The 10,640-nt window shown below is 61.5% G+C and carries 10 protein-coding genes; 7 read left to right on the top strand and 3 right to left on the bottom strand.

The window, feature by feature from the left end:
- Both FN369_RS07330 and FN369_RS07325 read left to right on the top strand, forming a co-directional pair.
- Positions 1-806, top strand: an 806-nt coding sequence (locus FN369_RS07330; RefSeq protein WP_142525525.1) for a dienelactone hydrolase family protein, incomplete at its 5' end; no start/stop codon positions are given.
- Complete coding sequence (locus tag FN369_RS07325) at positions 803-1,501, top strand: lipoate--protein ligase family protein (RefSeq protein WP_142525524.1); 699 nt, start codon at positions 803-805, stop codon at positions 1,499-1,501. The genes FN369_RS07330 and FN369_RS07325, both read left to right, overlap by 4 nt.
- 31 nt (positions 1,502-1,532) lie before the next feature.
- On the opposite strand, the gene ald is transcribed toward FN369_RS07325, so the two are convergent.
- Complete coding sequence (gene ald / locus FN369_RS07320; RefSeq protein ID WP_142525523.1) at positions 1,533-2,642, bottom strand: alanine dehydrogenase; 1,110 nt, start codon at positions 2,640-2,642, stop codon at positions 1,533-1,535.
- A 15-nt stretch (positions 2,643-2,657) separates the two neighbouring features.
- Here ald and FN369_RS07315 point away from each other — a divergent pair, with 15 nt between their 5' ends.
- The gene (locus FN369_RS07315) at positions 2,658-3,362 is read left to right on the top strand and encodes an NADPH-dependent FMN reductase (RefSeq protein WP_142525522.1); all 705 of its coding nucleotides are present in this window, start codon (positions 2,658-2,660) and stop codon (positions 3,360-3,362) included.
- Positions 3,363-3,366: 4 nt separating this feature from the next.
- On the opposite strand, the gene glgA is transcribed toward FN369_RS07315, so the two are convergent.
- Positions 3,367-4,791: a glycogen synthase GlgA gene (gene glgA / locus FN369_RS07310; RefSeq protein WP_142525521.1), complete on the bottom strand. Its 1,425-nt coding sequence runs from the start codon at positions 4,789-4,791 to the stop codon at positions 3,367-3,369.
- Between the two features lie 232 nt (positions 4,792-5,023).
- On the opposite strand from glgA, the gene FN369_RS07305 reads away from it, so the two are divergent.
- The 4 genes from FN369_RS07305 to recO are packed head-to-tail and all read left to right on the top strand — an operon-like array spanning position 5,024 to position 8,515.
- Positions 5,024-5,998 carry a PhoH family protein gene (locus FN369_RS07305; protein WP_142525520.1) on the top strand — a complete coding sequence of 325 codons (975 nt, stop codon included), beginning with the start codon at positions 5,024-5,026 and terminating at the stop codon, positions 5,996-5,998.
- Positions 5,995-7,638 carry an HD family phosphohydrolase gene (locus tag FN369_RS07300; protein ID WP_142525519.1) on the top strand — a complete coding sequence of 548 codons (1,644 nt, stop codon included), beginning with the start codon at positions 5,995-5,997 and terminating at the stop codon, positions 7,636-7,638. The genes FN369_RS07305 and FN369_RS07300 overlap by 4 nt, the downstream gene beginning before the upstream one ends.
- Positions 7,586-7,963: an rRNA maturation RNase YbeY gene (gene ybeY, locus FN369_RS07295; protein WP_142525526.1), complete on the top strand. Its 378-nt coding sequence runs from the start codon at positions 7,586-7,588 to the stop codon at positions 7,961-7,963. Before FN369_RS07300 ends, ybeY begins: the two co-directional genes overlap by 53 nt.
- A gap of 3 nt (positions 7,964-7,966) precedes the next feature.
- Positions 7,967-8,515 carry a DNA repair protein RecO gene (gene recO / locus FN369_RS07290; protein ID WP_142525518.1) on the top strand — a complete coding sequence of 183 codons (549 nt, stop codon included), beginning with the start codon at positions 7,967-7,969 and terminating at the stop codon, positions 8,513-8,515.
- A 27-nt stretch (positions 8,516-8,542) separates the two neighbouring features.
- On the opposite strand, the gene FN369_RS07285 is transcribed toward recO, so the two are convergent.
- The coding region (locus tag FN369_RS07285; protein ID WP_142525517.1) for an AMP-binding protein at positions 8,543-10,640 on the bottom strand (2,098 nt) is incomplete at its 5' end.

The raw sequence follows: 10,640 nt of genomic DNA, 5'->3' as shown, positions 1-10,640 counted from the left end.
AGGCGGTCGCCCCTGCCGCAGCAGCTCTCCCGGCAGCCTCGGCTCCCCCCGTCGTCGAGGCGGCCCGACCCGCCCTTCGCGGAGCCATGGTCCGGCTGAGCGACTTCGGGACCGATGATGTGGCCTACCTGTCAATTCCCGACAGGCCTCCGGCCGCCGCGGTCGTATTGGTTCCCGGAATGTGGGGCTTGGACGACCGAATCAAGCTCTCCGCCGATCGACTCGCACGTCAAGGATTCGTCGCTCTCGCCGTCGATCTTTTTAACGGGCAGGTCCCGACCGATGCGCACATCGCCGCCGATTTGGAGCGCACCCTGCGCGGAGAGTCGTCCTTTCGCGTGATCCAGGCGGGCCTCCGATTCGTCCGGGAGAGCCCCCGGTTCCGAACCGATCGGGTGGCATTGATGGGTTGGGAGATCGGTGCGGGCTTTGTGCTCGAAACCCTTTTTACGACCAAGGGAATCGATGCGGCAGTTTTGTTCTACGGCCCGCTCGAGCTGGATCGCGGGAAGCTGGCGAAACTCAAGGTCCCGGTTTGCGGCATCTACGGCGATCATGATCCTACGATACCGAAGCAGGAGCTTCTCCAGTTCAGCAAGATCCTCGAAGAAGAGCATAAGCCCTTTGACTTGCATGTCTTTCCGGCCGGAGCCAGTTTTTCCGATCCCCGAAGTCCGGGCTACGATCCGGTGAGCGCGGAGGCGGCGTGGAACATTGCGGCAAACTTCCTCGACCGCCACCTTGCCGGCGAAAGCAAAAAAGAGGGCGGTTGGCTCGATCTCTTCCGGGTCAGCGAAAAGAGATGACCGAGCGGCTTCCTTCCGCGTCCGGCGGGGCGCAGGGGCGATGGCGCCTCCTCCGGCACGGCCCCGGAGGACGGGCTTGGAATATGGCCGTCGACGAAGCCTTGCTTCGATCGTCTGCCCATCCTCTCCTTCGAATCTACGCGTGGGAAGAAAGCGCCGTAAGCATCGGCTACTTTCAGAGTTGGAAGGAAGTTCCGGAGGGAAGGGCCTTTGTTCGGCGGTGGACCGGAGGTGGACTGGTCGACCATGCCGCCGACCTAACCTATACGGTGATCGTTCCCGGGGACCATCCAATGGCCCGGCTCTCGACTCTCGATGCCTACCGCATTTTCCATACCGCCGTCTGCCAGGCGCTCTTTTCCGTCGGGATTCGAGCCGGACTGGCTCCGGAGAGCGACCCGCGTCCGTCCGCACGATGCTTTGTCCGCGCGGTCCGCTTCGATGTGATGGCAGCGGGAAGGAAAGTGGCCGGGGCTGCCCAACGGCGCACCCGGGAAGGGCTGCTCCATCAGGGGAGCATCCTTTGGACGGAAGCGGCCGGACGCTCCCGGATCGCTTCCGCGCTGCCCGAAGGATTTTCCCGCTCCCTGGCGGTGGAACTCGTTGCGGATGAGCTCGGCGTCGAGGAGCGACAGCTTGCGGAGCGGCTCGAGCGCGAGAGATATGCGACCGACCGGTGGAATCGACAGAGGTGACAAGCCCAGCTCTCCCGGAACGGGAAAGCCGTCAATGCAGGATCTTCTTGGGATCCACCGCCTTCCATCCGAAGGCCTCGGCAACGCCCGGACAGGTTACCTCTCCGGCCATCGTGTTGATCGCCGAAAGGAGCTCTGGATTCGTTTCCGTGGCGGCGATGCCCGCCGAAGCGAGGGTGAGGACCCAGGGAAGGGTCGCATTGGTGAGGGCAAAGGTGGAAGTGCGAGGAACTGCGGAGGGGATGTTGCCCACCGCGTAATGGAGAATTCCGTCTACGGAAAAGACCGGATCGTCATGGGTCGTAGGATGCGTCACGGTTTCGACGCAGCCGCCCTGATCGATGGAAATGTCCATTACGACCGATCCTCGCCTCATCTGCTGAATCATCTCTCGGGAAATCACCTTCGGAGCTCGAGCTCCGGGGACGAGAACCGCTCCGATCGCCAGATCCGCTCGCTGGAGCTCTTCTTCCAAATAATATGGCGTGACCACGGCGGTTCGAATCCGGCCTCCGAAAAGGTCGTCGAGAAAGCGCAGGCGAACCGAGCTCTGATCGAAGAGTAGCACTTCCGCTCCCATGCCCGAGGCGATACGCGCCGCCTGCGTGCCGACGGTTCCGCCTCCGACGACCACGACTCGCCCCGGAGGAACGCCGGGCACTCCCCCGAGGAGGATTCCGGAGCCTCCCTGCGCGTTTTCCAAAAAATGCGCTCCCGCTTGGACGGCCACCCTTCCCGCTACTTCACTCATGGGGATGAGCAAGGGTAAGCTCCCGTCGGGAAGCTGGAGGGTTTCGTAGGCGAGGGCGGTCACTCCCTGAGAAACCATCGTCTCGGTGAGAGAGCGATTGGCGGCAAGATGCAGATAGGAAAAGAGAAGGAGCCCCTTGCGGAAAAACGCGACCTCCGATTCGACCGGTTCCTTGACCTTCACCACGAGATCCGCCCGCCAGCACTCCTCCCAGCTGCCGATCCTGGCCCCCGCCCGGGTATATTCCGTATCGGAAAAGCCGCTCACCAACCCCGCCTCCGTTTCTACGGTGACGAGGTGGCCCGCCTGCACCAGGGTGTGAGCCCCTGCGGGAGTGAGGGCGACTCGATTTTCTCCCGTCTTTCTCTCCTTTGGAACGCCGATGCGCATATTGCGGTCCTTTCGATGGACGGCAACAAAGCAGGCCGGAAGCATGCCGACAAGTTTTTTTGCCGCTCGGCTCCCGAACGGCGCGATCGGCACGGGACGCGCGGCTTGCCTTCGGAGGAGAGAGTTGCTCAGGATGAGCGCATCGTGATTGCAATCCTGATAGGCACGAATCGCTTGGGAAGCCGGACGAGGCTTGTCGGAGCGCAACTGATCCGTCTCTACGCCGAGCTCGGGCAGGAAGTGCATCCCATCGACCTGGGACTCTTGTCGGCCGAAGTGGGGAGTCCGTCGGCCTACGGCAAGAGACCGGCGGAAGTCGGCTGCTTTGCCCACCTACTGGAGGCGGCGCGGGGGATCGTCCTCGCGCTTCCGGAATACAACGGGAGCTTTCCGGGGATCCTCAAGCTCTTCTTCGACCTTCTGCCGCATCCGAGCCCATTGGAAGGCAAACCGATCTGCCTGGTCGGCGTGGCACGCGGCCGCTTCGGGGGCCTGCGTGCGGTCGAGCAGATGCAGAACCATCTGCTCTATCGGAGGGCCCATCTCTATCCCTATCCGGTCCTCCTCTCCGACATCGATCTTCTCTTGGGGAAAACCGGCAGGATCGAAGCGCCCGATGTTGCAAAACGCTTGCGCGAGCAGGCGGAAGGCTTCTTGCGTTTCGCCGCCCGGCTTCTTCCGGAGTCGGGAGCTTCCAAGGAAGCTCGTTCGGTTCCGTAAGGATTCAGTCGGCGAGCTGGCGGTAGAGCTCCTCATAGGCTGCCGCGCTCCGGTCCCAGGAAAACTCCTGGCGCATAGCCGCTTGACGCATTGCCCGAAGGGATGGGGGATCGCGGTAGACGGTTTTGGCTCTCTTCACGGCATCGGCGAAGGCGCTCGCGGTGGGAGCTTGGAAGAGAAAACCTGTTCCTTGTCTGGTCTCCGGATCCCAAGGGAGGATCGTGTCGGCCAACCCCCCGGTCTCGTGGGCGATCGGAAGAGTCCCATAGCGAAGCGCGTGAAGTTGGGTGAGCCCGCACGGTTCGAAGAGGGAAGGCATGAGAAGAAAGTCGGCCGCCGCCGTGAGGAGATGCGCAAAAGCCTCGTCGAAGCCGATGCGGACCTGGATCCGATCGGGAAGCTCCCGGGCGAGATTGCGCAGTCTCTCCTGCAGTTCGGGATCGCCCTCTCCGAGGACGACCAGCCGGCCTTCTTCCTTCATGAGCTCATCGCGGATTTCCAAAAGGAGGGGGATTCCTTTTTGTTCGGTCAGTCGGGAAATCGCGCAGAAGAGAGGGGTGCGAAAAGGGGCCCACCCAAGCTGCTTCGCCAGCAGATCCTTGGCGTGCTGCTTTCCGCTCAGGTTGGACGCGGAATAGGGAACGGGCAGAGCCGGGTCGTTGCGAGGATCCCATCGGCTGTAATCCGCACCGTTGAGAATGCCGGTGAGCTTATATTTCCGCAGCCGCAGGACATCGGCGAGCCCGCACCCGAATTCCTCCGTTTGGATCTCTTGGGCATAGCGCGGGCTCACCGTCGTCAGACGATCGGCGAAGACGATGGCTGCCTTCAGGCAGTTGATGTGCTGGTGAAACTCGATTCCCGCCGGAGAAAAATAATCGGGCGGCAGATTGGTCAGAGGAAAGTCCAACCCCCAAAAGTGCCCCTGGTACGCGAGATTGTGAATCGTAAAGACCGTTCGAAAGGGGAGATGGCCGGCACGAATATAAGCCGGCACGAGGCCGGTATGCCAATCATGGAGGTGGAGGATCTGCGGCGCCGGTCGAATATGTTGGGCGAGCAGAGGAATGATCTTCGAAAAGAAAAAGAAGCGGCTCGCATTGTCGGCGTAGTCCTTCCCCGGCGGGCCGTAAAGGTAGGTGCGGTCGAAAAATTCGTCCTTTTCCACCAAAAAGAGTCGAATGTCCCGGTCTGTCCGACCTTCCCAAATCCGGGCGCTCTGGGTGCCGGTGCCCAAGGGTGCATGCAGCACGAGATCGGTGGGTCTGAGTCCCGGAAGGGTTTCCCGGATCGACCGGAAGAGGGGAAGCACGCAAGCAACGGAATGGCCCCGATGGCGCAACGCGGCGGGGAGAGCGGCCAACACGTCGGCCAGCCCGCCCGTCTTCGCATAGGGTGAAAGCTCGGTTGCGGCAAAGAGGAGATTCATCTCAAGTCAGGAATTCGCGAGGAGGGGGCCGGAAGGCTCGCCGATTTCGGTTTGCACGAGTGAGGACTTGAAGATAGTTTGTTTTTGGATAAAAAGCTCGAATCGAAATGTCAAAGGCTTGCGCCTTGGCTCGGCGGATTCGTCATCGTCGTTTTCCTGTCTTGTTTTGTGCCGCGGGGCCGATCGGGGATTTCCCGTTACTCTGTTGCGGAGGATCTAACGCGGCGAAGTGATGACACGAGAAACGCTTGCATTCGATGGACCGAGGGACGTAGCCGCCATCCTCGGAAATGAGTCGAAGAATGTGCGCATTCTCGAGGAAGCCTTTTCGGTGAAGGTGACCACCCGCGAAGGATGGGTGCGCATCGAGGGCGACGCCGATGGGGTCGCGAAGGCGAGGCAAGCCTTCCGCCAGCTCGAAGATGCCCGCCATCGGGGTGTGAATATCGGGAAACGGGAGCTGCGATATACCGTGGATGCCGTAGGACGAGGGGAGGGGATCGACCTGGCGACTCTTTACAAGGAGGGCCTGCGTCCTTCGACCAACGGGGCGTCGATCGTCGCCCGCACTCCCGGCCAACGAGCCTACCTGGAAGCGCTGCGCAGCCACGAGCTCGTCTTCGGCGTCGGCCCGGCGGGAACCGGCAAGACCTACTTGGCGGTCGCCGCGGCGGTAGCGGCGCATCGGGCGCAAGAGGTGCAACGGATCGTCCTCACGCGGCCTGCTGTCGAGGCGGGCGAGGCCTTGGGCTTTCTTCCGGGACAGTTGGAAGAGAAGGTCTTCCCCTATCTGCGGCCTCTTTACGACGCCCTGGAGGAGATGCTTCCTCCCGAAGAGCTGCAGCGGTACCTGAGCCGCGGCTGGATCGAGATCGCACCCCTCGCTTTCATGCGAGGCAGAACCCTCTCTCACTGCTTCGTGATCTTGGATGAGGCCCAAAATACGACCCCCGAGCAGATGTTCATGCTTTTAACCCGCATGGGTCCTGATTCTCGTTGCGTGGTCACCGGAGACCCGACGCAAATCGACCTCCCCCGCGGTCGTCATTCGGGTTTGCTCGAGGCGATCTCGGTGCTGCAAGGCCAGCGAGGGATCTCCATCTGCGAGCTCACGGAAGGGGATGTCCTCCGCCACGATCTCGTGAGGAGGATCTTGGAAGCGTACCGCACCCATCGGGAGCGGGGGAGACGGCGAGCGGATCAATGAGCTTTTGGGATCGCTGGCAATTGGTGCGCAAGGGATTGGCCTGCGGTCGATCCCGACGGGGGACGAGTTGTCCCAAATGGCGGGAGAAGTTGGAAAAGGAGAAAGGAGTCCGCGTCCTCATCTTCCTGCTCTTCACGCTTCTCTGCGTCGTCTGCGGGACCTGGTCCCATGCCCATCCCACCTATGCGGTCGTCTTGCTGACGACCGTCCTGGCGGCGGGGATTTTCATCCCGATGCGAATCGGGCTTCCGGAGCTCTTCGAGAGCAATTCGAAGCTCGCGCTGGTCTTGATAGCCGTTCTAATCAACCTGTTTGTCGGCAAGGGAATCTATCTATGGTCGATGCATCAGCCGGGGGGAGAATTTCGTGCGCTCTATTTCTATGTTCCCACCGCGTTCGCTCCCCTGCTGACGACCTCGCTTCTCGGAGCGTTTCCCGGTCTCTTTACGGTATTTGCTTCCTCCCTTTTCAGCGCGGTCTTGATCAACCAGAGCATTCCGCTTCTGGTGAACAATCTCGTCTCGGGCTTCGTGGGCGTCTACATGACCCAGCGGGTTCGCCGTCGGAGGGATCTCATTCAAGCGGGAATGGCGGTGGGGGCCGTCAGCCTCGTCTGCGCCGTGGCCTTTGGCTATGTCGGGGAAACGGAGAGCGAGGTCTTGATCGAGCAGGGCGCTTGGAGCGTGGTTCTCGGCCTACTCACCGGCGTCTTCGTAAACGCGATTCTCCCCTTCATGGAAGAAGTCTTCTGCGTCAACACGGACTTTACATGGCTCGAGCTTTCCGATTTGAACCATCCTTTGCTCCGGCGCCTTGCAGCCGAGGCTCCGGGAACCTATCACCACAGCCTCATGGTGGCGAATCTTGCGGAAGCGGCGGCGCAGACCATAGGGGCCAATTCGGCACTCTGCCGCGTCATGGCCTACTTCCATGATATCGGGAAGCTCGTCAATCCCCAGTATTTCGCCGAAAACATGGACGGAGGGGAAAATCCGCACGACAGGCTCTCTCCGTCGTTGAGCGCTCTTGTGATTCTCTCCCATGTAAAGGACGGCGTAGAGCTCGCCCAGCGCTACCATTTGAAGCGCCCCATCATCGATGGTATCGAGCAGCACCATGGAGATTCCCTGGTTTATTATTTTTATCACCGGGCGCTGCGGACGATCGAAGACTGTAAGGCGGGCGTGCGCATCTTAGGAGCTTCGGAAAAAGACGTGCCGGGATTCGACGAGAGCCAGTTTCGGTATCCGGGTCCTAAGCCGCAGACGCGGGAAACCGGAATCCTCATGCTCGCCGACGTCGTCGAAAGCGCCTCCCGCAGTTTGGAGCGGCCGACCGCGCAACGGATCGAGCAGATGGTGCATGAGCTGGTGTTGCGGAAGCTCAGCAGCCACCAGTTGGACGAATGTGATCTCACGCTCAAGGAGTTGCGCTCGATCGAAGGAAGCCTGAGCTTTACCTTGAAGACGATGTTGCATAGTCGTCTTCGCTATCCGCAGAAGGAAAGAGATGGTTCCGAAGCTCGAACTCTTCAACCGGCAACGTCAGGTACGCCTCTCTCGGCGAGCCTTGCTGCTCCGATGGGAAATGGCTCTTCGACAGATCCGGGTCCGGGGAAAACCATTTCCGCCGGGCATTGAGCTCTCTCTGGTCTCTCCCCGGGCGATGGCGGCATTGCACCTCAAGTTGCTTCGGGAACCAGGGCCGACCGACGTTCTCTCCTTTGATTATGGAGAAGTGATCGTCTGCCCTTGGGTCGCCGAAAAGGAGGCGCCGCGCCACAGCCTGACTACGGAGGAGGAAGTACTCCTCTACGGAATTCATGGGTTTCTCCACCTGGCCGGATGGAACGATCAGGAAGCGGACGATCGGCGGGGAATGGAGGCGGAACAGAGCCGCGTCTTTGCTCTCGCACGGGCGGCCGGCACTGCTTTCCGCGGAAGAAATTCCTTACGGGATCGGTGAACGATGGATCGGGAGCGCCAGACCGAAGGGATCCTTTTGCGCCGCCATTCCTACTCCGAGAGCAGTTGGATTCTCGGCTGGATGACTCGGGACTTGGGATGGATCCAGGCCTTGGCGAAGGGGGCGAAACGATCCTCAAGCCCGTTGCGTTCGCCGCTCGATCTCTTTTACCTCTGCGAGATCGCCGTGCTCGTCCCTCGGACGGGAGATCTCCATCTCTTCCAGGAGGCGCGGGTCAAAAATCCTTTTCTCTCGCTTCGCAGGGACTGGGCCACCTTCTCCTGCGCACAATATTTCGGCGAGCTGGCCGGCGCTTCCGTGGAGCGGGGTTCTCCTTTCCCCGAGCTCTACGAGCTGTTGCGCAAGGCGCTCACCTATTTGGAAACGCATCCGCCTTCCCTGATCTTGCTGGAGCGCTATGAACGCAGACTTTTGGAAGCGAGCGGGATGCGAGGGGGCGATCTCGGTGCGCTGGGTGACCTCTTGGGCGGCGGTGCTTCGCGGATTTTCTCAACGAGGAAGCGTCTGCGAGAAGCGATCCATGCCGGATAGGCAGCCGATCCCTCGGCGGGATGCTTGTTACTCCGCCTCGGTGAGGGCGATCTCCCGAACCTTGCGAAAATCGATTTTGCCCAGAGGGGTCTTGGGGATCTCTTCCCGCACGATCACCCTTCGCGGGCTCCACAGCGCGGAGAGCCCTTGTGCGGCCAGCTTCCGTCGGAGGGCCCAGGTGGCCAGCGGTCGATTGGATAGAAGGACGAGTTCCTCTCCTCGCTTCCCATGGGGGATGCCCACGACGGCGACTTCGAAGCCTTCCCCGAATTCCGGGCCGAAAGCGCGGAGGATGGCTTCTTCCACCGTTCCGTGCGGCACCATCTCTCCAGCGAGCTTGGAAAACCGGCTGATTCGCCCTTCGATCTGGAGAAAGCCTTCGTCATTTACGCGTCCGACATCCCCGCTCAAGAGCCAGCCGGCCGAGAGCGCCCCCTGGGTCCGGAGCGGATCGTCGAGATAGCCTCCGAAAATATTGGCCCCTCGAAAGCAGAGAATGCCTCGCTCCGAGAGAGGAAGATCTGCGCCGCTCTCGGTATGGCGGACGCGCACGCTGATCCCCGGGGCGATTCGACCGACCGTTCCAGGTCGATTCCTCGCACTGTATGGTGGCGTGCCGGCCGGGTAACGGAGATCCATGAGGTTGGTGGAAATGACCGGAGAGGCTTCGGTGAGCCCGTAACCTTCGCAGACCGGGGCGCCGAATTTGGCTTCGAATTCCGCGCTCAACGCCTGCGGCAGCTTCTCAGATCCGACGATCACGAGGCGGAGGCTTTGCAGCTGGTTGGGTTCGGCCTTCCGCAGCAGGGTTCGAAGGAAAGTGGGTGCGGTGATGAGGAGGTCGATCCGGTATGCTTCGATCAATTGGGCGAGCTTCTCCGCCTCCATCGGACTCACATAGGTGATCGCCTGCGGACCGCCCAGGAGAGGCCACCAGAGGGTAGCCGTCGCCCCGAAACTGTGGAAGACCGGCAGGCAGGCCAAGATCCGAGCAATCCGGATTTGACCGAGAATCGCCTCAATTTGACCGACGTTGGCTAACAGATTCCGGTGGGAGAGAGGGACACCCTTGGGATCTCCCGCCGTGCCGCTCGTGAAAAGAAGGGTCGCTTCCCGATCTCCGCCGCGGGTGGGAATTCCCGCCAGCCGAATTGCCAGCTTGGTCGGGAAATAGGCGGCGATAAGGAGATCCCGGAGGAAAGAGAGACGGGAAAAGCCGGCCAAGAGTGTGCGCAGATCGACCGTTCGGTCCGTCCACGGAAAGTCCACGAGCTTCGCCCGTAGCGCATCCGCCGTGAGGATCGTTCGGAGTCCGGCATTTCGGATGGCCACTCCATTCATCGCCCGTCCGGCCGTAAAATTGAGGTTGACCGGCGTCTTGCCCGCGAAGAGACAGGCGACGTTGGCGACCGCGGCCCCGATCCCATGCGGCAGAACGAGACCGACGCGCGCTTCGGGAACGGAGCGACGCAGCCATCGAGCGAGCCGTAGGCCGGCGGCCAGGATCTTCGCGCCGGTCAGCTCGCGTCCCTCTTGGAATCCGTCGGTCAGCACGACGCGCGAACGCGCGCGGCGCAGCGCCAAAAAGCAGGCCGCCCCAAGGTGTCCTTCGATCTCCGGGCGGCTCGAGAGCGCCCGTTCTCCGAGATCATACCAGCTTTTGACGAGCCAATCGAGAGAGGGAGTCGGCACCGGGCAGGGGGGACCCACGTAAACCAAAGACGACTCCTTGCTGCCGCCTTTGGACAGGGACCAGCGACGGAAGAGGCGAACCCACAAAAGGTCGATCCATGCGGGGCAAACCGTTCCGGAATATCCGCCGAACACTTTTTGGAAGACCGGATTCGGGGGATGGGTCGTGTGATCCGGGTCCGCCCGGATCTCCTCCATCAAGGCCACGACCTGTCCGGACTCCGTGCGTTCGCGGAGCCAGCCCGTGATCGAGGCAGCTTCTTCTTCGCCGAAGACGGTCACTCCCTGGCGCCGGAGTTCGGCGGCTTCTTCTCCGGAAAGGCCGCTATCCGGGACGGCCAGGAGCAGAGGCCGCGGAAAGTCGTAGGCTAGGGAAAGAAGGAGCTCTTTCGGGGCGGCTGCGACCGCCAAGAGAAAACCGGTCGAAGGAAGC

The organism is Methylacidimicrobium cyclopophantes (assembly GCF_902143385.2).
Lineage (GTDB): Bacteria > Verrucomicrobiota > Verrucomicrobiia > Methylacidiphilales > Methylacidiphilaceae > Methylacidimicrobium > Methylacidimicrobium cyclopophantes.
This window is presented reverse-complemented; position numbering and strand designations above follow the sequence as displayed.